This window comes from Paranoxybacillus vitaminiphilus (assembly GCF_003259935.1).
Lineage (GTDB): Bacteria > Bacillota > Bacilli > Bacillales > Anoxybacillaceae > Paranoxybacillus > Paranoxybacillus vitaminiphilus.
In genome coordinates, this window is the sequence record NZ_QLMH01000002.1 from 142,023 (window position 1) to 165,638 (window position 23,616).

Here is a 23,616-nt window from a genome sequence, read left to right on the forward strand (position 1 = left end):
ATCTACCCTTCTTCCACCGTCTTTTTCGCCATCATTGAGTAATCGCCAATTAACTCTGACAGTCTCGCCTTAAGCAGCTCGTTCACTTCCAATTTCAGTTTAAGAATTTCTTCTTTGCAATAGTCAATGTAACGATTGCAAATATGAAGCAAATAATTTTTTTGTTCCTTTGTTATTTCTTTATTTTTCGAAAATAAAATCGCGGCCATTTGTTCAAAAATAAGCGAATGTTCCGTTTTTAAGTACGCGTCTTTTTCTTTATTCAACCGCTTCAACAAAAGATAATAATAAGTCAGTTTAGACGATGTATGCGAACCGTAATATTCACCCATTTTACATATTAAGGAAGATTCAATGACGGCAGTACTATGAAACAGAGCTTCAATTCGTTCAATATCTTTTTGATAAAGACGAATTTTATGCTCATTAATTTCTTTAATGGCTTCAGCAAATAAGCCAATAAGCTGAATATGGCTGGCTTTTGCTAAATAATTGTAATATAAACTGCTATATAAATCCCCGGCTAATACGGTTAACTGCCTTTCCTTTAGCGGATCATTCATTTTATCCGGCAAAGAGTTCGTCACTTCATCATGGGTATCAAGGGCGATTTGCACAAGCATCATCGGAACGATATGATGTTGAATTTCCTCTTCCGAAAGGTTGGCATTTTCCAATACTGTAAGCGACAATAAAATCCGATCTTCATCAATTTGTCTTGTTGCTATGTGCTGGATTAAATACGGATGATGAAGGAATTGTTGAATTTTTTCCTTTAACGTCAACACTGTTTTTACAATCGTTTTCAACATGATCACCCTTGCTTCCCCAAAAATAACGTTATCAAAACATGACAAATCCAATTATAGCATAACTTTCTCACAATTGGCGCGCTTTTATCGCAAATTCGCCCGTTACTTTTTAGCCTCGGAAGTAATCTCCCCATGGCTCGTTTGGATTACCGCTTTTCCGCGTACTTTAATCGCAGACGTATGCTCCGTAAATTGAGCGATTAATACTTCACCTTTATCTAGTTTTTCCGAATGATGAAAGCGCGTATCAGCTCCCCTTGTTAAGCCAATAACATTTACACCATCTTCTAACGCTTTAATGACAATATAATCGTTCTGTTGATACATTCCGGCATTACCCTCCTCTCAATGCAATAAGATATCTTCTTTAACTATCGCGCAACAAGGCAAGCACTGTCAATTTTTTATCATTCCATTCACAATGAAACTTCGCACGGGCAATCTTCTTCAGCTTCAAGTATGTTAAATGTAATCAGATTCTAGCATACTTATCTCTCCAAAAGCAAAAAAGAAGGGTAAGCACGATGGCTAACCCTTCTTTGAAAGCTCTTTCTCTGGCTGAAATGAACCAAATCTATGTAACATTACTTAACAGCGTCTTTAAGAGCTTTCCCTGGTTTAAATGCAGGAACTTTGCTTGCAGGAATTTCCATTTCTTCACCTGTTTGCGGGTTGCGTCCTTTACGTGCTGCGCGCTCGCGTACTTCAAAGTTCCCGAAACCGATTAATTGAACTTTATCGCCATTTTTAAGAGCTTCCGTAATAGATTCGAAAACAGCATCAACTGCTTTTGTTGCATCTTTTTTAGAAAGACCGCTAGCTTCTGCAACTGAATTGATTAGTTCTGTCTTGTTCATGCCATTCACCTCCTCCCAAAGATGTTAACATTTCATAAAAATCACTTACTTTCATTTCTTCACACTTTTACGCTTTTCTATACATGTGACACGCCTAATATTAAACGATTCACGTGCATAATTCAACATATTTTCAGCAAAACAATGCAATTTAGGCATATTTCACCAACGAAACTAAGAATTTCTGATAAAAGATTATCATATGTCCTATTTCTTATCAAGATAAAATCCATGTTTTTAAGCATGTCACGCCAGTTTCGACAAAAAGCATCCTCAGCAAACTTGGCATTCACAAAGTGCTTTCGTATAAAAACGTTAAGCGCTTGATCTCCACTAGGCTCCATAAGCAGGAGAAACCAATGGGTGTATCAAAAACAAAAAAGAGGTTGACCACAAAGTGTCAGACCCCTTCAAACATCTTATAGGACATAGCAGCGGGAAAAACATGCGATATATTATGAGCTATACATGAGGTCAGACACTGATAGATCAGCCCCCAAATTACAATATAATCGCAATAAGTCCTCCAGAACCTTCATTAATGATTCGTTCTAATGTTTCTTTCAGCTTATAGCGAGCGTTTTCCGGCATTAACGCTAGTTTCGCTTGAATGCCTTCTCTGACAATCGAACTTAACGAACGGCCGAAAATATCTGAATTCCAAATCGATAATGGATCATCTTCAAAGTCTTGCATTAAATAGCGGACTAATTCTTCACTTTGTTTTTCTGTACCAATAATCGGTGCAAATTCAGACTCAACATCGACTTTAATCATATGAATCGAAGGAGCCACCGCTTTTAAGCGCACTCCAAAGCGGGATCCTTGACGAATGATTTCCGGTTCATCCAAGCTCATGTCAGAAAGTGCAGGGGCGGCGATGCCGTAGCCCGTTTGCTTCACCATCTTCAACGCGTCAGCAATTTGGTCATACTCCGCTTTTGCATGGGCAAATTCCTGCATGAGCTGCAATAAGTGATCTCTGCCGCGAATTTCCACCCCGACAACTTCTTTTAAAATTTGATCGTATAAATCATCAGGTGCGTACAAGTCAATTTCAGCAATTCCCTGCCCCATTTCAATTCCTGCCAAGCTGGCTTGCTCAATAAATTCATACTGTCCAAACTGTTGAACAACACGATCGACATCGCGCAAACGTTTAATATCTTTCACCGTATCTTTTACCGCTTCTTGATAGCTTTCACGAAGCCAATGATCTTCACGAAGCACCATGACCCAGCTTGGCAAGTTGACATTCACTTCAAGTACAGGGAATTCATATAATGCTTCACGAAGCACGTTATAAACGTCTGCTTCGCGCATGCTTTCAACACTCATAGCCAGCACGGGAATATCATATTTCTCGCTTAATTGCTGGCGAAGCGCTTCCGTTTCCGGATGATGAGGTCGAACGGTGTTAATAATCATAATAAACGGTTTACCGACCTCTTTTAGCTCATTAATCACGCGCTCTTCCGCTTCAATATAGTCTTGGCGAGGAATCTCGCCAATCGTTCCATCTGTTGTAACGACGACACCAATCGTCGAATGTTCTTGAATGACTTTTCGTGTGCCGATTTCCGCTGCTTCTTGGAACGGAATCGGTTCTTCATACCAAGGTGTATGAATCATTCTTGGTCCGTTTTCATCTTCATAGCCCTTTGCGCCAGGAACAGCGTATCCGACGCAATCCACTAGACGAATATTCACCTCTAACCCTTCATCAACCTTTACTTTGACCGCTTGATTTGGAACAAATTTCGGCTCCGTTGTCATAATGGTTTTTCCAGCTGCACTCTGCGGCAGCTCATCTTGCGCGCGCGCTTTATCTGCTTCATTCCCGATATTTGGAATGACAACGAGCTCCATAAATTTTTTAATAAACGTTGATTTGCCTGTACGTACCGCACCGACTACCCCTAGGTAAATATCTCCGCCCGTCCGTTCAGCAATATCTTTAAAAATATCGAACTTTTCCAAATGACTCCCCTCCAGTCTTCGAGTCGTTGGACAAACTGACCCTTTTGCTAGTATTCTAGGACACTATATGAATATGATGTTGTCCTATTGATTTATGACTAAAAAATAAAAAATCCCTTCTCTAGAATGTATTCTCTAAAGAAGGGCTCATGACTTATTTTATTAAAAAAATCGGTTCATTTTTTTTCGGATCAATCGTATATGGCACAGAGTAAGCTGGAACGAATAACGAATTTTTTACTAATAGATCGCGGATATCCTCTCCCGGTCGATACGAATGTTTCACTTTTTTCAATACGTCATACAAATCCATTCGATAATCGACATATATTTCGCCGTTATAGTCAATAAGAAACGGAAGATTGTTTCCGGAAAAAGGGCTTATTGCATAAGGAGGCTCTTTATATCCAAGCTTTTTATAATCCAATGTAAAAATCCCTTCTGCAACCATGTCTTTAAACGGCGGATATCCGTTTGCATCACGGTACATTTTAATGCGCAGCTTTAGTTCGCGTATTTTTTCAGCAATGCGCAAATCGAGCAGCTTCACTGTCGGTTTTTTCTCGACATCGACAAGAACATATTGAAAAACGCCGCCGCTTTCAAAAGCATTTCCCGGCGGTTCCTGCATATACCTCGGTATTAATTTATTAAAGTCAATGGGATACTTTTGATAGATCGGTGTTTTCATATCGCGATTATGAATAGGCAATAAGCCGCCGGTTGCTTCGCGATACTGATCGACAGCCGACTGTACGGACGCTACTTGATCTTGATACGGAATTTGATTTTGTTGTAACCGCTCTTCAGGATATAAACATCCTGAAAGCAACAGCATCATCGAAACAACGACGAAAAGCTTTGAAAATGCTTTCATAACACCTCATCCTTTTAGATTTGGACTACTCTTGCACCGGACCGCTGAACACGACAAAAATAATAATGAATCCCGCTAAAATCATTAACACATATGCGATAAGGGCAAAAATAAACTTCAATAATTTGTTTTTCGTCTTATATCGGCTGAAGTAAATGGAAAATACGGAAATAAACATGAAAGCAATCGATGCTAAAGCAATCCACATTTTTACTAACGCTGGCGACATTGTATTTCCCCCTTTTTTCGACAACCATTATATCATAAACGCGAAACGAATCTAATAGATTACTCTGCTCATGCACAAAAAAAGCTGAAGTAAAGCGGGGCTCTTTACTTCAGTATATGTTGATGCCACCCTTTGTCCGGGACTCAGGTCTATATTTGTTCGTAGTATTGTATGCAAGGCTAAACTTTATTGCATCGTCTATCGCCTATTTTCACAAATCATTTAGTATTGCCGCTCCACTAATATATTCGATAAATCTTCCATTTCATGTGTTTTCACACGCGACATTAATGAGTCAACCGCTGCTTTTGGATCTTTGCCATTAAAAAGCACATCATATAAAACGGTTGTAATCGGCATTTCAACGTTCATCTTTTTCGCAAGCTGATAGGCCGCTTTTGTTGTGCGTACTCCTTCGACAACCATTCCCATATTTTCCAGCACTTCATCAAGACTTTTTCCCTTTCCCAGTAAATTTCCGGCCCGCCAGTTTCGAGAATGAACGCTTGTACACGTAACGATTAAATCGCCGATGCCTGTTAGTCCAGCGAATGTCAGCGGATTGGCTCCAAGCGCGCTCCCTAAGCGGGCAATCTCTGCTAATCCCCGCGTCATAAGCGCCGCTTTCGCATTATCTCCATATCCTAATCCATCTGTAATTCCAGCCGCCAGCGCAATAATATTTTTTAATGCTCCGCCAATTTCAACGCCAATTAAATCTGGATTTGTATAAACGCGAAAATAGTGATGATTCATAAATAAATCTTGAATGCGTTCCGCTGCTTCCATATTTTTTGAAGAGACAGTAACAGTAGTAGGCTGGCGCCTGCTCACTTCCTCGGCATGGCTTGGTCCTGATAAAACGACTACGTCTTTTAGAAAGGGGCCTGCCATTTCTTCTTCAATAATTTCAGAAATACGCTTATGCGTATCAGGCTCAATCCCTTTGCTGACAGTGACAATCGTAATCGGCTTTTTTAAGCATGCCCGCACTTTTCTTAATACTTCGCGGATGGCTTTTGTCGGAACAGCGAGCACAACTGTTTCAATATTCGTTAACGCTTCGCAAAGATCAGCATAGCCGACGATCGCTTCAGGTAATTGAATGCCGGGTAAATATTTTTCATTTGTATGTTTTTCATTAATCTCATCAATTTGATCTTGGCGATGTCCCCATAACCGAACCGTATGACCGTTATCAGCAAGCACCATCGCTAAAGCGGTTCCCCAGCTTCCGGCACCTAAAACAGCAATTTGCTCCATGTTCCATCACCTCCCGTTCTTATATTTTTATTTGCGCGGTCGTGCAATGAGTTTAATTGGTGTTCCTTCAAAACCAAATGCGTCGCGAATGCGATTTTCTAAGAAGCGTTCATAAGAGAAATGCATCAACTCTGGATCGTTGACAAACACAACAAATGTAGGCGGCTTTACAGCTACTTGTGTTGCGTAATAAATTTTTAAACGTTGGCCATTATGTGTCGGGGTTGGATTCATCGCTACTGCATCCATAATTACTTCATTTAACACATTCGTTTGAACGCGCATCGCATGATTTTCACTGACCATTTGAATCATTGGCAATAGTTTATGAAGGCGTTGTTTTGTTTTCGCAGAAACAAATACGATCGGCGCATAATCAAGAAATTGGAAGTGATCGCGAATTTTCCGTTCAAACTCAATCAATGTTTTATCATCTTTTTCAATCGCATCCCATTTGTTAACAACGATAATCACCGCACGCCCCGCTTCATGAGCATAGCCGGCGATTTTTTTATCTTGCTCGACAATTCCTTCTTCGGCATTTAATACAACAAGCACAACATCCGAACGTTCAATTGCTTTTAAAGCGCGCAGCACACTATATTTTTCGGTGCTTTCATACACTTTTCCTCTTTTTCTCATCCCTGCTGTATCAATAATGACATATTCTTGGCCTTCACGGGTAAAATTTGTATCAACAGCATCCCGCGTCGTTCCTGCGATATCGCTGACAATGACGCGCTCTTCACCTAAAATCGCATTGACCAATGATGATTTGCCGACATTTGGACGGCCAATTAAACAAAATTTAATGACATCTTCTTCGTAGTCTTCCTGTTCGTGTTTTGGAAAATGGGCAACAACCGCATCTAATAAATCACCGAGGCCAAGACCGTGCGTACCGGAAATCGGATACGGTTCGCCAAAACCGAGCGTGTAGAAATCGTAAATGTTTTCCCGCATCTCCGGGTTATCAATTTTGTTCACCGCTAACACAACCGGTTTATTGGAACGGCGCAAAATTTTCGCAACTTCTTCATCCGCTGCTGTCACACCATCGCGGCCATTTGTCATAAAAATAATCACATCTGCTTCATCAATAGCAATTTCCGCCTGCTCGCGAATTTGCGCTAAAAACGGCTCATCACCAATATCAATTCCACCTGTATCAATTATGTTAAACTTTCGATTGAGCCACTCGCCGCTGCTATAAATGCGGTCGCGTGTAACTCCTGGCACATCCTCAACAATGGAAATACGTTCGCCAGCAATTCGGTTAAAAATCGTTGACTTTCCAACATTTGGTCGTCCAACAATCGCTACAACTGGATTCGGCATTCTATCACCCTTCCTCTCAACATCGTATGTATCCACATGCACAAATTCATTACTTTACATCTCAATGTAAAAGGTAAACAAAAAAGAAGCCCTTCCTATACACTGAAGGGTCTAGCTGTTTTATTGTACCAAAAACTCCCCATTTCAACAACAGGGGGTCTGACCCCCATCACATTAATGCGGTGAAGCAATAGCGGGGCAGACCCCACTTTAATGTTTAACGACGATGAGGAGTTCGTCGGATAAGGCGTGGGCAATGCCGTCAAGAATGGCTTCTAGGTTTGTCGCGATGGTTTCCATTTCTTCTCTTGTACCACATGTAAAAATCGGGGCTCCGCCGGCAATTTTGTTCGGGTTTGTTGTAATGACGGCTAAAATGAGCTTTTCATGCGTCATCGCAATTTTCTTCCCTTCTTGTTCGCTTCTGATTCTGTCGGCATGCGAATTGCATTTTCTAATGTTGGCACATTGCCGATAATCGCCTTTGCTTTTTCAATATCTTTTTCTTGCGGCAAAATAAAAATCCCGACCCGTCCGTCATCTAAATCGCGTTTTGCAAGCGGCACCAAAGCAGGAGTTCCTGAATCGCGATATACCCCAAGCGCTGTTGAAACGTCGTGCAAAATCGCTTGCCTCTGTCCTAAATTCGCAATCGTTGAACGTGCGTTAAAATTTTTCGGTTTCAAAATAAATCCCATCCCGTAGCGCAAAATTTCCTTTTGTCTTGCCGGCAGTCCAATATTCATAATATAGATGTTATCTACATATAATCCCGCTCCCTTAAAATGGGGTTCTACATATTCAATATCCACTATATCTTTTAAACGGCTTCCAGACATAAATTTTCGCGCCACTAACAAACCGATGATGCTCGCAATCACCCCGGCCCAAATATTCCAAACAAGATAAGCAAGCGTCGAAATAAACGATGTAAAAATCACTAAATAGTTTCTTCCTTCAAATACAATCGCAATTCCTTCAATATACGTTTTCCCGCGCGGCACTAGTTCATATTGGTCCAATTCGTTCAATGTGTTGCGTTCCATATTGCGTACATCACGGAACTGGGAAGCAGCTAATGCTAAAAACGTGATGGCCGCAAACTCCTTTTCCATAATGGCAGGAACAGCAATCGTTCCTAATCCCGCCGCAATGAATCCTAACGCGATATGAATAATTTTCCCGTGAAGATATGTAGGATATTGCCGATAATCCGTTTTCAACAAATATAGCCTTGTTACGACTCCGACAAACACACCAAACAAGATTGGAAATGTATACTCATTCATGACTGCTTCGTCTCCTTCATTCCCTTTTGTGCCAATAAATCGACATAAGCGCTTGCATTTTCCAAAACAAACCAACCGAACATCAATGACCAAGAAAGGAGAAGCATATCAAAAAACGCTAAAGAACCAATAACATGTGGAAAAGAAAAACGCTTTAATATGACCGCATATAAAAAATCCCCTTGACAAGAGCCGATAATGAAACATAACAAGCGGGAATAAAAACCGCCATAAAGCAGGATCACAATGATGGTTAAAATAACAGCGAGCATCCATGTCCGGTCCAGAAACACCCAAATCGGGTCAAACAATGCAAATAATTGGAAAGATACATACGCAAGCGTCACAATCATTGAACCGATCAGCATATAAATAAACTGCCATCTGCTTCTCATTGCTGCAAAATAAAACGCCATAAAAAGAATAAAAAGATAAGATAATGTCAACTGAAATGGACCGATTGATATCTCATAAATCGATAACGCAATCAACATAAGCAAAGTCACCGCAAATAAAATACGCACTTTATCCTTTTTCATAAGAAACGTATAAATCACCCAGAGCATCCATGAAAACCAATAAAAATAAATCCCATCCATCTTCTCACCTCCTACTATTCCCATTATTTCATGTTTTTATAAAACTTAATCGATGCATAAGAAAAACAAAAATTGACATAGTAAAAATGAAAAGCAGGAAAGGAGCACACGTCATGGGAAAAGATCGCCAAGAAAAAAAATTAAAGCAATCGCGTCGCGTTGAATCCGACCGCGATCAATCGATTGAATACAAGGGTGCGTCAAGACTTGAAGATCCACAAGCAGCAAGAGAACGAAACAAGCAATAAGAAAAGCGGACTCAATGATTATAAATCGAGTCAGCTTTCAAAGTATGGAAAAAATCAAATAGCCAACGCACTGCATGAACTTTTTCTCAAATTGTTGAATTTGGTGTTCAACTTTCAAAAAGCGATAATCCTTTATCTGACAATAAAGTTATATAAACAAAACATATAAGAAAGCGAATGGTTTCTCAGTTTCTAAGAAAAACCGAATTCAAAAAGTGATGAGAAGCATAGACGATCATGGACTTTTCCCGTTATGGACGACCATCAACTGTTCAATTTTCCGTTTTATGCTTAGATGGGGGAGACTTCGCAGAAGAAAATTAAAAACCCCTTCGTCCCATGATTTTAGTCATCGGGATGAAGGGGGGAATTTATCGACAACTATATACTTTCGTGTCAAACCCTCTTTCCGTTAACCAATGATGCGTTTCTCCGCGAATGACAAGCGGAACACACTGTAATTGTTCAATCGTTTTCGCACCAAGAGCGCTCATAATCATGGCCAAATCAGAATGCAAATTCCCAATTTCCTCGATTAATGACTCGATTCCTTCTTCAAGCAACAATTTTAAAAAATAGCCGGCAAAACCGACAGCTGACGCTCCTAACGCCAACGCCTTAGCAATATCAAGCGCATTTTGCAGCCCCCCGCTTCCAATGACAGAAAGCGGAACGGTCTGGGATACTTCAACAATCGAAGCGGTTGTCGTTAGTCCCCAATCATTAAAATAAGTAAGCATTCGGAGGCGGCGCTCGTTTTCAATCCGCGCAAAATTAGTGCCGCCAAAGCCGCCAACATCAACAATTTTCACTCCAATATTCGCCAGTTTCAAAGCGGTTTCTTTACTCATGCCGAATCCTACTTCTTTTACAATAACAGGTACTTCAACCTGTTGAACAATTTGTTCAATTCGTTTTAACGCATTCGTAAAATCGCGGTCTCCTTCCGGCATCACAAGCTCTTGAATGACATTTAAATGAATTTGCAAACCGTTTGCTTCAATCATATCGATTGCCTGCTTCGCCTCTTCTACCGTCGCTTCACTGCCAAGATTAGCGAAGATGACGCCATTTGGATTCACCTTTCGAACAATTTCAAATGACGGGCGTTCACGTGAATCTTTAATTGCTGCCATTTGCGAGCCAACTGCCATCGCGATGCCGCATTCTTTGGCAACAATCGCTAATGCTTCATTAATTTTCAAAGTCGCTTTCCCGCCACCGCCGGTCATCGCATTGATAAAAATAGGCGAACTTAACGAAAGTTCGCCTAACGTCGTCCGTAAATCAATTTGTGAGGTGGATAAATTGGGCAGACTTTGATGTACAAACGTTATATCCTCAAAACCATGCGCCCTCGCTTGACCTGTTGATAGCGCATGTTCGATATGGTCCATTTTTCGTTTTGCTCTGCTCACCTTCCATCACCATTATTTCTGTTTTAATTTCTTTAGCTGCTCGCCAAGCACTTCACCAATTTGGAATCCAGCCGGTTCCTTGAAAGTTTGCGTATATTCGCTGTAGTCTTCCTCATCGGCGACATTTTCTGTTAACTCTTTCATACTTAAAGACATGCGCCGTTCCGCTTCATTTATATCCAGCACTTTCACCTTTACAACATCGCCTTCTTTTAACACTTCATGCGGCTTAGCGATGCGTTTATTCGAAATTTGTGAAATATGGACAAGCCCCTCCACTCCAGGAAAAATCTCAACAAATGCACCGAATGAGGCAAGACGTTTTACTGTTCCTTCAACTACGTCACCTGCAGCAATCTTTTGCGAAATGCCGTCCCACGGCCCGGGCAATGTCTCTTTAATTGACAAAGAAATTCGCTCATTATCGCGATCAACGGAAAGCACTTTTATTTTTACGGTTTGACCTTCCTGTACCACTTCAGAAGGATGGGCCACACGAGTATGTGAAAGCTGAGAAATATGTACTAATCCATCAACACCGCCAATATCAACGAATACGCCAAAATCAGCAATTCGCTGAACCGTTCCTTCTAATACTTGGCCTGCTTCGATTTTGTTAAAAGCTTGCTTTTTTTCCTCCTCCTGCTCTTGTTCAAGAACAGCTCGATGCGACAAAATGACACGGTTTTTCTCGCGATCTAGTTCCGCGATTTTCACCTTTAACGTGCGACCCTTGTAGTCTGAGAAATCTTCAACAAAGTGCGTTTCTACTAATGAAGCCGGAATGAAGCCTCTTACGCCGACATCAGCGACAAGACCGCTTTTGACGACGTCTTTTATAACGACCTCAAACACTTCGCCGCTTTCAAATTTCGCCTGTAAATCCTCCCATGCTTTTTCCGCATCGACTGCTTTTTTCGATAAAATTAAAAGTCCATCATCTTCATCTGCAGACTCCTCCACCTTTTTTACTTTAGCGGTTACTTCATCGCCGACGGCAACAACATCGCCCGCTTTCTCAACATGGAGGCTGGACAGTTCACTAATGGGAATGATTCCGCTTTGCTTGCTCCCTTCAATGTCTATCAACACTTGTTTGTCTTCAACTTTTGCGACACGTCCCTTCACAATGTCGCCTACTTGATACACTTTTACATCCAAATTCATATCATCTACCATCTTGAAACCTCCTTAAATACACGGCTTAAGTTCACATGGCGAAGCCGTTCACGGGAATGTTTGACAAAAACCTCTATCCCCTTCCTTAAAATGGAAATAGAGAACAAGCTTCTTAAAAATATTATACCATATTTTCTGAAAATTAATGTAACAAAACGTTGCGATGCTGCAACGCTTAATGTTGTTCTAAAAGAGCTTGAATATGACTCATTATATATTCCGTAGCTTCTTCCGGCGAAGCCTTTTTCTCGCGGAGCTCCTGCATATCAATCGGCTTTCCGTATACAACTTTCAACGTTCGAAACGGTTTATATGGACCGACGATCGCACACGGAACAACGAGTGCATTTGTCCGCAAAGCAAAAAAACCGACGCCTGCCAATCCCTTTCTAAGCTTTCCATCTTTGCTTCGCGTCCCTTCTGGAAAAATACCGAGCACCTTGCCATCTTTAAGTATATCAAGCCCTGTGCGCAATGCTTGACGATCGCTCATTCCCCGTTTGACAGGAAAGGCATTCAAGTTTCCAATAATATGTTTTAAAATCGGCACGCGAAACAGCTCTTCTTTTGCCATAAAATGAATCGGACGTGGAGCAGTAATCCCTACCACAGGTGGATCGAGATTGCTAATATGGTTGGAACAAAGAAGTACCCCTCCTTCTTTCGGAAAATGCTCCAACCCTACGACCTCAATACGATAAACAGATTTTAAAATGCCGGAAACAACACCTTTAGCAAATGAGTAAAAGCTCAACGCCATCAAATCCTTTCGCTAACAATCTCCATAATTTTGTTCACAACATCATCGATAGATAAAGAAGTTGTGTCAATTTCAATAGCATCCTCTGCTTTTTTTAATGGCGCAATTTCTCGTTCAGAATCAAGCTTGTCTCTGTAAGCAATTTCTTCTTTTAATTTCTCTAAATCCGATTCAAATCCTCTTGCTAAATTTTCCGCATGCCGCCGTTTCGCTCGTTCTTCCACTGATGCCTTTAAGAAAATTTTTACCTCCGCATTTGGAAGTACATGTGTCCCAATATCTCGTCCATCCATGACAACGCCGCCGTTTTTGGCAAATGCGCGCTGCCGGGCCACCATCTCCTCGCGCACTAATTGATGTTTTGCAACAATCGATACGGAATTGGTCACATCCGCCTGCCGGATAACATCGGTAACGTCCTCACCGTTCATGAACACAAGCTGTCCATGCTCGGATGGCTTCAATTCAATATATGTATCTTTTAATATATTCAGTAATTGATGCTCATCATTTAAATCGATTCCTTCTTGTAAGGCGCGATACGTCAAGGTACGATACATCGCTCCTGTATCAATATAAAGATATGAAAGCTTTTCCGCTAACTTCTTTGCTACAGTGCTCTTTCCAGCAGCTGCTGGTCCATCAATCGCAATTGAAATACGTGTACTCATACTGCCTCCCAAACTTATAAAAATAAATTTATTATCAAGAAAAAAAGCAGGAAACTCCTGCATTCGATGTTATTTTAACATATGGACCGTTATTGGTCGAATGTTTCAATGGTTTTCGTGGCATGATTCTTACTTACCCCCTCATAATCATATATTTTTCCTAAATAAGGGGAAAATGGCGTATATAGAACCATAAATTGGGCGATAAGCAAAAAAATAAATTGAATGACAACTAGCTTCAGTAAAATTCGTTCGATTCGTTTCATACCTGTCCGCCCTTCTTTTGCTTCGGCTGTAAAAAAACCATTTTTCTGCTAACAACACTTTATTTGATATTATTCCATTTTGTTCCCGGCTTTATTCTTCATCTATGCCCTTCTGCCGCTTCTCCAGCTGCTTTTCAAAGCTATAACGAATTAATAGCAGCCGCTCTTGCTGCGTCATATCAAGAAATTGCAGCGATACTTTCTCCACAGGTGAATGCTCTTGTTTAAAAATACGGACGATTTTAGATGGGATATTTAAATGATGAATATCTCCTGAGCGCATATGAAGAACCAGCCACGTCTCTACCTTCATTCCCGGTTCCAATCCTTTTATTTTGTAAGGAAGAACAACAGCCGCTCCACCTGCACTTATGTCACTCGTTATCGTTGTAAACGGAGAAAATTCCCCATTAAACGGATGAATGGCTATATCCTCATTCGCCTCTACACGAACATATTGCCGTCGCTGTATACGAATAAGCTCCCGCTCTCCCGGATAAGAAAGCACGACGAGCGGAATCGGTTGTTTTATTTTCCCTGTTACTTCCGTATCAAATAAATAAAGGGAATGGTCTTTTCCGACAAAACTTGCTTTAAACTGCATACCGTTTAATAAGAAGACGATTTTTCCTGTTTCCATATTCACCGGATAGTCGATATGTATACGGTTAGGAAAAATGTCAGCTACTTTACACTTATATTTGTGCTCTGTTTGTCCATCGGTCGGTTCTAAAATTAACGTACTTCCTATTTTTAACATACGTCTTATACCCCCAATTGCTGCTTTACGTTCATTTTTTATGACTTAAACCAACCTAATTTTATATTAAAACACGGAATAAAAAAAGGAAAAGCACGACTGCTTTTCCTTTTTCTCTAAATATTTCCATATACAGGCTCCGTATCTTGAAGTTTTTCGACTTTTTCTTCCATGCCATTTTGCGCATTGATGAAAATCCGGTACGTGTCATCGCCAAGTGTCCCTAAAAACTCATAACAAAGAACTTCTTCGTTTACATCATTGACGATGATCGCCTGCCGTTCTTCCATTACTTTCAGATTCGGGTTGATTTTTGCTCTCGCCTCAGAGACTGTTAATGCCGGCTTGGGAACAGCGTCGATGATATTAGATGACAAATAGTCGCGCGCTGAAAAACCAACAATCGTACCGTCATCAAGGGCGACTTTCATCTTAATCGCCTCAGGGTAAATACGGACGCCATTTTTATTTGTCACAAACGTAAGAATTCCGACATTGTCATATTGTGTGCTTTCATACAGCTCTAAATTCGTAAACTTATGTCTTTTTAAAAATTCCAATCCCTTTATGGTCGCCTCATTTAAACCCATTTTTTGTGTTCGAATTGGCCGGTTGTCAATCACCCAAATCGGATAGCCGCCGTTTTTCGTCATATCCATATACGTCTCGGTCTTCGTCTTTGGATCGTAAATAGTTAGACTATAAAAACGGTTGAGCGCTCCTTTTCCGCTTTCGACAATCGATATTTTTTCCGTTCCTTTCAAACCCAAAAAGGTTTTCGCAACAGCCTTTGCTTCTTTTTTAGAAATCGGCTTTCCTTTAGCGCGGGACAATTCGCGATTTTCGTTTTCTAAGTTGGTAAATGTCGGACCGAAATCTGTTTCCGAAAATGATTCAACATTTTTTTCCACCGTCTTAAATCCATCAATAATCGTATTATCCATCGTTTTTTGATTGGCAGCAAGCGCCAGTTCTACATCCATCCAGCGCAAATTATTTTTCAATACTAAGTATTGAACATTGCGCAGTTCGTTTTGAATATCCGCAGCATTTTTATATAACTTTTGCAGCGTGTTATATTCTTCCTTTGTCAGCGGTTCTTTGTCTAAATCACGTATCGCTGTCCGATAGCTGAATTCCCCCATTTTTGCTAAAAACTCCTCGGTCTTATTGAACGGAAGCAAGGAAAGCGGCAGCTGTCCGACAGAAGAATGAGCTTCAGCAGCAATCCTCCACACTTCCGCGAGAGCCGGCGACAGCGAAGTGCGCGAGTTCATCGCCAATGTCGTACCGATTTTGTCGTGAAGCAAATCAACCTGGTACGTTAAATCATGAAAGGCGCGCTGGTAGTTGTTTTCTGCATGCAGCAATACCGCATTTTTCTCTTGATGTTCACGGTAGCCCCAATAGGCGGTTCCGATGATTCCAAGTGATAAAATTCCGATTAAAAATGCTCTGACCAATTTCAACACCTCCAATCTATTTACAGAAAATATGCTTGCCGATTCGTTTAATTTGTGGACGACTCCAAATCCATCCGCTTGTCGCTGTATCCGGATTAAAATAATAAATCGCCCCTCCTGAAGGGTCCCAGCCGTTAATCGCATCAAGCACGGCTTTTCGCGCTGTTTCATTCGGGGTTAACCATATTTGTCCGTCGGCTACCGCTGTAAATGCCCCCGGTTGAAAAATCACTCCTGCAACCGTTTTAGGAAACGCGGGATTTTTCACGCGATTTAAAATAACGGCCGCAACAGCCACTTGACCGATATATGGTTCACCGCGCGCTTCTCCATAGACAGCGTTGGCCATAAGCTGAATATCATTTCTGGAAAAACCCTTTGGCACATTGACCGCTGCTGCTTTTTTCGTTGTATTTTCCGCTTTGTTTTTCGTTTGCTTGCTTAACGGCTTTCCACCATAATGAGTAAATTGGTTGCCTTTGCGAATTTGTTCCTTCACAAACCGCTCATTATATTTAGAAACTTTAACTAACTTTACTTTCGTGCTTTCACCGACCAAACCATCAACAGGCAGGCCAAATTCATACTGAAAGTTTCGCACTGCCCAATATGTACTCCATCCGAACACTCCATCAATTTTGCCGTTATAAAAGCCGATATATTGCAATCTTGCCTGCAGTTCAATCACATCATCGCCAACGGCTCCTTTTTGAATCACTTGATTCGAAAAGGCTTCAGCCTCTCCGGCACGAATATAGCATATGAGCAAAAACATTATACAAATTATCGCTTTGCGCAACATCAGTACCTCCTCTATACGTTGCAATCATTTCATAAAGTAGTTTTTGCACATATTTCCTTTTTATGCAAAAATAAAAGCCAAGCTCTCATTAAGCCTGGCTTTTCATCGTCCCTTCGATATGGCGCAATGCTAATCCTTTTGCCTGCTTTATTTTGCGCAATGCCATCCACCATAAAAAAATCATGAATGGAAGCATGTAGTACATCCATTTTTCCTGCGTTAATAATATAAAGTCATAAATGCCATGAAGCAAAAACGGAATGAAAAAGGAAAGGAATACATATTTTTTCTTTTGCCCTTTAAACTTTGCCTTACCGAGATAAAAACCCATGATGACCGCAAACAACGCATGGCTGGAAACAGGCAGAAGCGCTCTTGTAAAAGCAAATTCAACGCCGTGCGCAAGCAAGTAGAGAATATTTTCAAGTGTGGCAAAGCCGAGAGATACGCTCGCACTATAAACAATCCCATCATAGGGCTCATCAAATTCTTTATGGTCAAAAATCGAATAATAAACAATAAACCATTTAAAAAATTCTTCCAGCAGACCTGAAGCGAGAAAGGCGTGCAAAAAATTCGTTGTCACGATTCCTTCAACTTCAAGCACATATTGGATAAACATGATTGGAAAAACGAGAATCACTCCGAACATAAACGTACGAAAAACAAGCGTTAAAGGCTCTGTCTCATATTCATCCTTTAAATAAAAATAGCTGAGCAGCGCAAGCCCAGGGGCAATTCCAGCAGAAATAACCGTCAACATAAAACTTCCTCGTTTCCATCCGTTTTATTTTAATGGTAACATGATATTATTGTCTTGAAAACGGAATTCAGCTGTTTTTCTTATCTATACAGCGAGAAAATATGGAGGGAAGAAGCGAATGAAAAAAATTTTAATCATTCATACTGGCGGAACCATCTCAATGAAAGAAGATGAAAAAACAGGAGCGGTCAAGCCGGGTGAAAAAAATCCGCTTCATGACACAACTCCTTCTTTAAAGACACTGGCCGATATTCATGTCGAAGAATTATTCCATTTGCCATCTCCACATATGACACCAAAAGAAATGCTGATTCTTCGCAATACCATTGAGGAAAAAATTAAAAAAGAACATTTTCAAGGAGTGGTGATCACTCATGGAACGGATACACTTGAAGAAACCGCCTATTTTTTAGATTTAACGATCCAAGAAGATGTACCAATTGTTGTCACAGGTGCGATGCGTTCAAGCAATGAAATTGGCGCGGATGGTCTATATAATCTCATTTCCTCGGTGAAAGTTGCTTCAAGCGATGAAGCACGAGGAAAAGGCGTTCTTGTTGTATTAAATGACGAAATCCATACGGCAAAGAACGTAACAAAGACGCATACAAGCAACATTGCTACATTCCAAAGCCCGCAATATGGTCCGATTGGCATTGTTACAAAACGCGGCGTATTTTTTCATCATTCGCCAACAAAAAGAGTGACTTACCCGATTCGCCAGCTTTCGAAAAATGTTGTGCTTCTAAAAGCATATGCCGGTATGGATGATATGCTTTTTGATGCCATTCAAACGCTGCCGCTCGATGGTCTCGTCATTGAAGCGCTCGGTCAAGGCAATCTCCCGCCCAAAGCAACAAAAGGCGTTAAATCGCTGTTGGAAAAAAAGATTCCAATCGTTCTCGTTTCCCGCTGTTTTAACGGAATTGTCCAAGATATATACGGCTATGAAGGCGGCGGAAAGCAATTAAAAGAAATGGGCGTTATCTTTTCAAACGGTTTAAACGGGCAAAAAGCGAGAATTAAACTGCTCGTTGCCCTTGAAATGACAAATGACGATGAAAAATTACAGGAAATGTTTATGGATTAATCGAGTAACATTCTCCGCAAACAAAATGAGACTGACCCGAAAGCAAAGTGTCAGACCGCGCAACACTATAACGGGTCAAACACTTACGGGCCAGTCTCTAAAATGAGTGAACGATCCGCCGCTTAACTTCGTTTGAAGCAGAAAACTTCTTACGCAATGATGTTAACGATTTTTCTTCTCACGCTCAACGATGCAAGCAGCAATTTGTTCACCATGGAATCTGCCGTTTTCAATAAAAATTTCATTCGCATCATTCCCAGCAGCAATCACTCCGGCAATAAAAATCCCTTCCACATTTGTCTCCATCGTGTCAGGATTATAAAGCGGACGGCCCGTCTCTTCATCAATACCGACGCCCATTTTTTTCAAAAACTCATGGTCAGGATGATAACCGGTCATCGCAAAAACAAAATCGTTTTTAATCGTTTTCACTTCGTCCCCGACTGTATAAATGACGGCATCCTCCGTAATTTCTTTTACATGGGCGTTAAACTCCATTTTAATAACTCCTCGACGTACAAGCGAATCAAATTCCGGCAAAATCCAAGGTTTAATGCTTGGAGAATACTCATTTCCCCGATATAGTACGGTCACGCGGGCTCCTGCCTTTACAAGTTCCAATGCTGCATCAACACTTGAGTTTTTCCCGCCAATCACGACACAGTCCGTATTATAATACGGATGCCCTTCTTTAAAATAATGAGTCACTTTTGGCAAATCTTCTCCCGGGACGTTCATATAATTCGGATTGTCGTAATATCCCGTGGCAATAATGACATAATCTGTTTCATATTTGTCTTTTGTTGTTGTTACGATAAATGTCCCATCCGCTTGTTTCTCGACCGCTTCTACTTTTTCAAACGTATTGACGCGAATTTGCTTGCGTGTCACCACTTCCCGATAATAAGCGAGCGCCTGGTTCCGCTTCGGTTTCCGATTTTCCGTAATAAACGGAACACCGCCAATTTCTAAGCGATCGCTTGTGCTAAAAAATGTCTGATGTGTTGGATAATGATAAATTGCATTAACGATATTTCCTTTTTCTATGACTAACGGCTTGCAACCAACATCTTGCAAGGCTATTGCCGCCGCAAGGCCGCATGGTCCGCCGCCGACGATGATGATTTTCTCTTTTTTCATGCGTTTTTCACTCCCTTAAACAAAATAATCAAACCAGGGGTCAGACCCCACAACACAATAAATAAGCCATAATGTTAGATAAATGAGCTATATATTGTTAGTGAAGTCAGACTCTTATGAAACATACTCAGTCACTGGAAACAAAAATCTCCTACCATAAAAATGATAGGAGATTTTTAAGGAACTTTCAATTTATGAATCTCTCCCAGAGAGAGACTTCTTTTAGAAAACGGTTAAATCCAGCCGCGGAAACGGCATGCTTCCGCCATTTTTCTCACACCGACCATATAAGCGGCAAGCCTCATATCAACGCGGCGCGTTTGCGCTGTTTCATAAACATTGTTAAACGCTTTCACCATTACTTTCTCAAGCTTCTCTTCTACTTCTTCTTCTGACCAATAATAACCTTGATTATTTTGCACCCATTCAAAATAAGAAACGGTTACACCGCCGGCGCTTGCCAATACGTCCGGAACGATGAGAATACCGCGCTGCGTTAAAATTTCTGTTGCTTCTAATGTTGTCGGACCGTTCGCGGCTTCAACGACAATGCTTGCTTTAATGTTGTGAGCGTTCTCTTCTGTAATTTGGTTTTCGATCGCTGCTGGAACTAAAATATCGCATTCAAGCTCAAGCAGCTCTTTGTTTGTGATTGTATTTTTAAATAGTTTCGTCACTGTTCCAAAACTGTCGCGACGGTCAAGCAAATAGTCGATATCTAAACCGTTCGGATCGTATAACGCACCGTAAGCATCAGAAATACCGATGACTTTTGCCCCCGCATCATGCATAAATTTCGCTAAGAAGCTTCCTGCGTTACCGAAACCTTGCACAACGACACGTGCCCCTTTTAAATCAATACCGCGTTTTTTCGCTGCCTCACGAATACAAATCGTTACCCCTTTTGCCGTTGCCGTTTCACGACCGTGTGAACCGCCCAACACAAGCGGTTTGCCTGTAATAAATCCCGGAGAGTTAAATTCATCGATGCGGCTATATTCATCCATCATCCAGGCCATAATTTGCGAATTCGTGAACACATCTGGAGCCGGAATATCTTTTGTCGGCCCAACGATTTGGCTAATCGCACGTACATAGCCGCGGCTTAAACGCTCAAGCTCGCGGAACGACATTGTTCGTGGATCACAGACGATACCGCCTTTACCACCGCCATACGGCAAGTCGACAATCCCGCACTTTAAGCTCATCCAAATCGATAAAGCTTTCACTTCTCTTTCTGTTACATTCGGGTGGAAACGAATGCCCCCTTTTGTTGGACCAACCGCGTCATTATGTTGGGCACGGTAGCCGGTAAAAATTTTCACTGTACCGTCATCCATACGCACAGGAATTTTCACTGTCAGCATGCGAATCGGCTCTTTTAACAGCTCATATACTTCTTCTGGATAGCCAAGCTTTTCCAGAGCTCTATGTATGACAATTTGCGTCGCCTTTAGTACATCATGTTTTTCTTCGTTGGTATGCTTGTCGGCTACCATAAGTAAACCTCCCATAAAATCACTTTGTAAGTTATTGTCCACCTTTCATGTCATAGTATACACTGTCAACTTATTTATGCAAAGGAAAAAAATCGATTTTTTGACCTTTTTATATTTTTTTGTAACCGTTTACATCACTTTTATACCAATGGTTCAAAAAAATGCATACTATTTCTTCCATCATGCTGAAAAGCAGCTTTTTATTTTTTAAGCATAATTTTTAGCCGCTGTAACATTTGCTCCGTAAAATCGATAAAAAGCAGAAGCTGACTCCAAAATCAATGGCCAAAATATAAATATATAGAGTGAGCACAACGAACTCACTCTTATATATTTTTGAAGCCTTCAGCCATTATGAGTCAGCTTGTTTCCTTTTGATAAAATATTGATAAATTTGTTGAACGGTATTCGAGTCGATTAATTTTTTGCCATATTCTTGAACGCGATGAATCGTAATCGTTGATGGGCTCCCGAATTCGGCTAATATTGCGACAAAATCGTTCATATCGATATGAGAAGGGTCGGCAAAGTGTAAATAAAAGCGCCCATTATATGAATATAACGTTCCGCCTAGAAAATCGAGCGCATACAAACGCTGGCATAATTGGATAATATGTTCGAACTCCTGGAATTCATAAAATATATCTTCACTCTCATCGAGAGTTACTTGCATTTCGATATAATCGTCGCTAAACTCTTCCTCCAAGTCATGGTCTTGGTTTTCACTCGTAACAATGACAACCATTCCCTGTGCCGGTAAAGAGTACACTTCCACCGCGATTGATCCATTAATTTCAAATCCGAGTTCTTCATTTGCTTCCTCAATCATATCGCGAAATAATTGATGTACTTTAAACGAATCTTTCCAAAGATCTTCCTTCGTTAGTCCGCGGTCGATTAAATCATCAAATGTTAGGAAAATCTTAATTTTGTTATGAGTTAATCGTTCAAGTCTCATAAAACATCCCTCCTTACCTACACAGCCATCTTCTTATATTCATTGTATGAAAAAAAATGTAAATGGTTCTTTCATTGTTTACTAATGAGTTTACATCGTTTCTATACATTTAGACAAGCAATATATTCAATAAAATGACAATTTTCCTCTCATTGTCCTACTGTTGCTTTTAAGCCATTCTTCTGTTCATTTTTTGTCTATTCAACAATATAAATTTCTTTTTTTGCAAAATGTTCAAACGGTTGGCCACCCACGCCAATGATGAAGCCGGGATATTGGTCAATCAGGGCAAACGTTTTTCAATGTTTGGTTTTAATGTGTATAATGGACTTCACTTCAGCAGCGACAACATCTATATCCCTTTCAGCAATGCTTGTCCCTAAATAAATCGCCGCAATCTTTATTTAACGAAGAGATAAACAGCCTAAACTCATGCTATCATTAAGCTCTGATAAAGAAACTGTTTTCGGCAAAAACGATTAATAGGAATCATAAAAAAATCATATCAATTATTGAGCGAATAGTCGAATTTATCCTTTTTGTCAATTATAGCTGATTTGTACAACATACGTAAATTTTGTATATGTTTTTTACATCGACTTTAACGTAATGAGATGTGTTTCGGCCGGTGCACCAAGGCGAAACGGGAGAGCCGTTGTCCCATATCCATTGCTTACAACTACTGTTGTTCCATTTGTTTTTCGCACGCCGCCCTTTTCATAAATTCCAAATGAAAAGATCCGGATTTGACCGCCATGTGTATGTCCGCTTAAAACAAGAGAAATGCGCTGATTTTCTTGAATTTTGTCAACAATCGCCGGATTATGGGAAACAAGAATGCGAAACCCTTCATCACCTGCGTCTAAGAGAGCTAAATCAAGCCGAGCGCGATTTTTACTCATATCATCAACACCAAGCAAGGCGATTTTTTCCCCTTCTTCTGATTCAAAAATAACAGCTGTGTTGTCTAAAGTCTTCACTCCTTCTTCCGTTAAGAAGCTGTCTAATTGACGGAAATCAGCTTCATAATCATTATTGCCCCAGACAAAATAAATGGGACCGATTTCTTTTAAACGCCGAATATTTTTCGCGACTCTCGCAAACGGCACGCCTTTTTCGGTCAAATCTCCACCGATAATCACGATATCTGCTTTCCCTTTTACTTCATTAATAATTTTTTTTGATATGTTGCGCCGGTGAATATCCGAGATAAAAAAGATTGACATCTCCCCAAAACTTTTAGGAAATTCATGAAATATCAAATTTGTATAAGTAACTCTGTTACGATGCGCTTCAAACCACATGTAAACAAAAAGGAATATAATAATAACAGCTAGTGAAATAAACATAAATCC

General features: G+C 40.6%; 26 protein-coding genes. 2 read left to right on the forward strand and 24 right to left on the reverse strand.

From position 1 onward, the window contains the following. Positions 1-2: 2 nt before the first annotated feature. From B0I26_RS03185 to B0I26_RS03235, 11 genes are all read right to left on the reverse strand, one after another. Positions 3-812 carry a heptaprenyl diphosphate synthase component 1 gene (locus B0I26_RS03185; protein ID WP_181502674.1) on the reverse strand — a complete coding sequence of 270 codons (810 nt, stop codon included), beginning with the start codon at positions 810-812 and terminating at the stop codon, positions 3-5. A 102-nt stretch (positions 813-914) separates the two neighbouring features. After that, positions 915-1,139 (reverse strand): trp RNA-binding attenuation protein MtrB, encoded by a 225-nt coding sequence (gene mtrB / locus B0I26_RS03190; protein ID WP_111644027.1) that lies wholly within the window; start codon positions 1,137-1,139, stop codon positions 915-917. 257 nt (positions 1,140-1,396) lie between these two features. Beyond that, entirely contained in the window at positions 1,397-1,669 is a 273-nt protein-coding gene (locus B0I26_RS03195; protein ID WP_152642883.1) for an HU family DNA-binding protein, read from the reverse strand. A 501-nt stretch (positions 1,670-2,170) separates the two neighbouring features. Next, positions 2,171-3,649, reverse strand: coding sequence for a stage IV sporulation protein A (spoIVA, locus tag B0I26_RS03200; protein ID WP_111644028.1), 1,479 nt, complete (start codon positions 3,647-3,649; stop codon positions 2,171-2,173). A gap of 154 nt (positions 3,650-3,803) precedes the next feature. Continuing rightward, positions 3,804-4,526 (reverse strand): hypothetical protein, encoded by a 723-nt coding sequence (locus B0I26_RS03205; RefSeq protein ID WP_111644029.1) that lies wholly within the window; start codon positions 4,524-4,526, stop codon positions 3,804-3,806. Between the two features lie 25 nt (positions 4,527-4,551). Next, entirely contained in the window at positions 4,552-4,755 is a 204-nt protein-coding gene (locus B0I26_RS03210) for a DUF2768 domain-containing protein (RefSeq protein WP_111644030.1), read from the reverse strand. A 222-nt stretch (positions 4,756-4,977) separates the two neighbouring features. Next, complete coding sequence (locus B0I26_RS03215) at positions 4,978-6,018, reverse strand: NAD(P)H-dependent glycerol-3-phosphate dehydrogenase (RefSeq protein ID WP_111644031.1); 1,041 nt, start codon at positions 6,016-6,018, stop codon at positions 4,978-4,980. Between the two features lie 27 nt (positions 6,019-6,045). After that, positions 6,046-7,356 carry a ribosome biogenesis GTPase Der gene (gene der, locus B0I26_RS03220; RefSeq protein WP_111644032.1) on the reverse strand — a complete coding sequence of 437 codons (1,311 nt, stop codon included), beginning with the start codon at positions 7,354-7,356 and terminating at the stop codon, positions 6,046-6,048. Positions 7,357-7,566: 210 nt separating this feature from the next. After that, complete coding sequence (locus B0I26_RS03225) at positions 7,567-7,752, reverse strand: capping complex subunit for YIEGIA (protein WP_111644033.1); 186 nt, start codon at positions 7,750-7,752, stop codon at positions 7,567-7,569. Then, the gene (locus B0I26_RS03230; protein ID WP_111644034.1) at positions 7,749-8,645 is read right to left on the reverse strand and encodes a YIEGIA family protein; all 897 of its coding nucleotides are present in this window, start codon (positions 8,643-8,645) and stop codon (positions 7,749-7,751) included. Before B0I26_RS03230 ends, B0I26_RS03225 begins: the two co-directional genes overlap by 4 nt. Next, complete coding sequence (locus B0I26_RS03235) at positions 8,642-9,244, reverse strand: YphA family membrane protein (RefSeq protein ID WP_111644035.1); 603 nt, start codon at positions 9,242-9,244, stop codon at positions 8,642-8,644. Before B0I26_RS03235 ends, B0I26_RS03230 begins: the two co-directional genes overlap by 4 nt. A 113-nt stretch (positions 9,245-9,357) precedes the next feature. On the opposite strand from B0I26_RS03235, the gene B0I26_RS03240 reads away from it, so the two are divergent. Next, a complete protein-coding gene (locus B0I26_RS03240) occupies positions 9,358-9,492 on the forward strand; it encodes a YpzI family protein (RefSeq protein WP_111644036.1) in 135 nt (44 codons plus the stop codon). A 371-nt stretch (positions 9,493-9,863) separates the two neighbouring features. On the opposite strand, the gene fni is transcribed toward B0I26_RS03240, so the two are convergent. From fni to prsW, 9 genes are all read right to left on the reverse strand, one after another. Continuing rightward, positions 9,864-10,910, reverse strand: coding sequence for a type 2 isopentenyl-diphosphate Delta-isomerase (gene fni / locus B0I26_RS03245; RefSeq protein WP_111644037.1), 1,047 nt, complete (start codon positions 10,908-10,910; stop codon positions 9,864-9,866). Between the two features lie 12 nt (positions 10,911-10,922). Next, positions 10,923-12,089, reverse strand: coding sequence for a 30S ribosomal protein S1 (gene rpsA, locus B0I26_RS03250; protein ID WP_111644038.1), 1,167 nt, complete (start codon positions 12,087-12,089; stop codon positions 10,923-10,925). 175 nt (positions 12,090-12,264) lie between these two features. Further along, entirely contained in the window at positions 12,265-12,849 is a 585-nt protein-coding gene (locus tag B0I26_RS03255) for a lysophospholipid acyltransferase family protein (protein ID WP_111644039.1), read from the reverse strand. Beyond that, positions 12,849-13,520: a (d)CMP kinase gene (gene cmk, locus B0I26_RS03260; protein WP_111644040.1), complete on the reverse strand. Its 672-nt coding sequence runs from the start codon at positions 13,518-13,520 to the stop codon at positions 12,849-12,851. The genes B0I26_RS03255 and cmk overlap by 1 nt, the downstream gene beginning before the upstream one ends. A gap of 89 nt (positions 13,521-13,609) precedes the next feature. Continuing rightward, a complete protein-coding gene (locus B0I26_RS18175) occupies positions 13,610-13,786 on the reverse strand; it encodes a YpfB family protein (protein ID WP_181502675.1) in 177 nt (58 codons plus the stop codon). Between the two features lie 91 nt (positions 13,787-13,877). Further along, a complete protein-coding gene (locus tag B0I26_RS03265; RefSeq protein WP_111644041.1) occupies positions 13,878-14,546 on the reverse strand; it encodes a flagellar brake protein in 669 nt (222 codons plus the stop codon). Between the two features lie 116 nt (positions 14,547-14,662). Next, positions 14,663-16,009, reverse strand: coding sequence for a germination protein YpeB (ypeB, locus tag B0I26_RS03270; RefSeq protein WP_111644042.1), 1,347 nt, complete (start codon positions 16,007-16,009; stop codon positions 14,663-14,665). Between the two features lie 16 nt (positions 16,010-16,025). Then, positions 16,026-16,811, reverse strand: coding sequence for a spore cortex-lytic enzyme (gene sleB, locus B0I26_RS03275; protein WP_111644043.1), 786 nt, complete (start codon positions 16,809-16,811; stop codon positions 16,026-16,028). An 88-nt stretch (positions 16,812-16,899) separates the two neighbouring features. Beyond that, entirely contained in the window at positions 16,900-17,574 is a 675-nt protein-coding gene (prsW, locus tag B0I26_RS03280) for a glutamic-type intramembrane protease PrsW (protein ID WP_111644044.1), read from the reverse strand. Positions 17,575-17,692: 118 nt separating this feature from the next. Here prsW and B0I26_RS03285 point away from each other — a divergent pair, with 118 nt between their 5' ends. Then, positions 17,693-18,664, forward strand: coding sequence for an asparaginase (locus B0I26_RS03285; protein WP_111644045.1), 972 nt, complete (start codon positions 17,693-17,695; stop codon positions 18,662-18,664). Positions 18,665-18,826: 162 nt separating this feature from the next. On the opposite strand, the gene B0I26_RS03290 is transcribed toward B0I26_RS03285, so the two are convergent. The 4 genes from B0I26_RS03290 to B0I26_RS03305 all read right to left on the reverse strand — a co-directional run bounded on the left by B0I26_RS03290 (position 18,827) and on the right by B0I26_RS03305 (position 23,610). Then, entirely contained in the window at positions 18,827-19,804 is a 978-nt protein-coding gene (locus B0I26_RS03290; protein ID WP_111644046.1) for a YpdA family putative bacillithiol disulfide reductase, read from the reverse strand. 233 nt (positions 19,805-20,037) lie between these two features. Then, positions 20,038-21,303: a Glu/Leu/Phe/Val family dehydrogenase gene (locus B0I26_RS03295; protein ID WP_111644047.1), complete on the reverse strand. Its 1,266-nt coding sequence runs from the start codon at positions 21,301-21,303 to the stop codon at positions 20,038-20,040. 352 nt (positions 21,304-21,655) lie between these two features. Beyond that, the gene (locus B0I26_RS03300; RefSeq protein ID WP_111644048.1) at positions 21,656-22,261 is read right to left on the reverse strand and encodes a genetic competence negative regulator; all 606 of its coding nucleotides are present in this window, start codon (positions 22,259-22,261) and stop codon (positions 21,656-21,658) included. A gap of 590 nt (positions 22,262-22,851) precedes the next feature. Continuing rightward, complete coding sequence (locus B0I26_RS03305) at positions 22,852-23,610, reverse strand: metallophosphoesterase (RefSeq protein WP_111644049.1); 759 nt, start codon at positions 23,608-23,610, stop codon at positions 22,852-22,854. Between the last annotated feature and the right edge of the window lie 6 nt (positions 23,611-23,616).

Bases quoted from the DNA above. Each gene is read 5' to 3' on its own strand.
- B0I26_RS03185 (WP_181502674.1), bottom strand. From the start codon at position 812: ATGTTGAAAACGATTGTAAAAACAGTGTTGACGTTAAAGGAAAAAATT.
- mtrB (WP_111644027.1), bottom strand. From the start codon at position 1,139: ATGTATCAACAGAACGATTATATTGTCATTAAAGCGTTAGAAGATGGT.
- B0I26_RS03195 (WP_152642883.1), bottom strand. From the start codon at position 1,669: ATGAACAAGACAGAACTAATCAATTCAGTTGCAGAAGCTAGCGGTCTT.
- B0I26_RS03205 (WP_111644029.1), bottom strand. From the start codon at position 4,526: ATGAAAGCATTTTCAAAGCTTTTCGTCGTTGTTTCGATGATGCTGTTG.
- B0I26_RS03210 (WP_111644030.1), bottom strand. From the start codon at position 4,755: ATGTCGCCAGCGTTAGTAAAAATGTGGATTGCTTTAGCATCGATTGCT.
- B0I26_RS03215 (WP_111644031.1), bottom strand. From the start codon at position 6,018: ATGGAGCAAATTGCTGTTTTAGGTGCCGGAAGCTGGGGAACCGCTTTA.
- der (WP_111644032.1), bottom strand. From the start codon at position 7,356: ATGCCGAATCCAGTTGTAGCGATTGTTGGACGACCAAATGTTGGAAAG.
- B0I26_RS03225 (WP_111644033.1), bottom strand. From the start codon at position 7,752: ATGACGCATGAAAAGCTCATTTTAGCCGTCATTACAACAAACCCGAAC.
- B0I26_RS03230 (WP_111644034.1), bottom strand. From the start codon at position 8,645: ATGAATGAGTATACATTTCCAATCTTGTTTGGTGTGTTTGTCGGAGTC.
- B0I26_RS03235 (WP_111644035.1), bottom strand. From the start codon at position 9,244: ATGGATGGGATTTATTTTTATTGGTTTTCATGGATGCTCTGGGTGATT.
- B0I26_RS03240 (WP_111644036.1), top strand. From the start codon at position 9,358: ATGGGAAAAGATCGCCAAGAAAAAAAATTAAAGCAATCGCGTCGCGTT.
- rpsA (WP_111644038.1), bottom strand. From the start codon at position 12,089: ATGGTAGATGATATGAATTTGGATGTAAAAGTGTATCAAGTAGGCGAC.
- B0I26_RS03255 (WP_111644039.1), bottom strand. From the start codon at position 12,849: ATGGCGTTGAGCTTTTACTCATTTGCTAAAGGTGTTGTTTCCGGCATT.
- cmk (WP_111644040.1), bottom strand. From the start codon at position 13,520: ATGAGTACACGTATTTCAATTGCGATTGATGGACCAGCAGCTGCTGGA.
- B0I26_RS18175 (WP_181502675.1), bottom strand. From the start codon at position 13,786: ATGAAACGAATCGAACGAATTTTACTGAAGCTAGTTGTCATTCAATTT.
- B0I26_RS03265 (WP_111644041.1), bottom strand. From the start codon at position 14,546: ATGTTAAAAATAGGAAGTACGTTAATTTTAGAACCGACCGATGGACAA.
- sleB (WP_111644043.1), bottom strand. From the start codon at position 16,811: ATGTTGCGCAAAGCGATAATTTGTATAATGTTTTTGCTCATATGCTAT.
- prsW (WP_111644044.1), bottom strand. From the start codon at position 17,574: ATGTTGACGGTTATTTCTGCTGGAATTGCCCCTGGGCTTGCGCTGCTC.
- B0I26_RS03285 (WP_111644045.1), top strand. From the start codon at position 17,693: ATGAAAAAAATTTTAATCATTCATACTGGCGGAACCATCTCAATGAAA.
- B0I26_RS03290 (WP_111644046.1), bottom strand. From the start codon at position 19,804: ATGAAAAAAGAGAAAATCATCATCGTCGGCGGCGGACCATGCGGCCTT.
- B0I26_RS03295 (WP_111644047.1), bottom strand. From the start codon at position 21,303: ATGGTAGCCGACAAGCATACCAACGAAGAAAAACATGATGTACTAAAG.
- B0I26_RS03300 (WP_111644048.1), bottom strand. From the start codon at position 22,261: ATGAGACTTGAACGATTAACTCATAACAAAATTAAGATTTTCCTAACA.
- B0I26_RS03305 (WP_111644049.1), bottom strand. From the start codon at position 23,610: ATGTTTATTTCACTAGCTGTTATTATTATATTCCTTTTTGTTTACATG.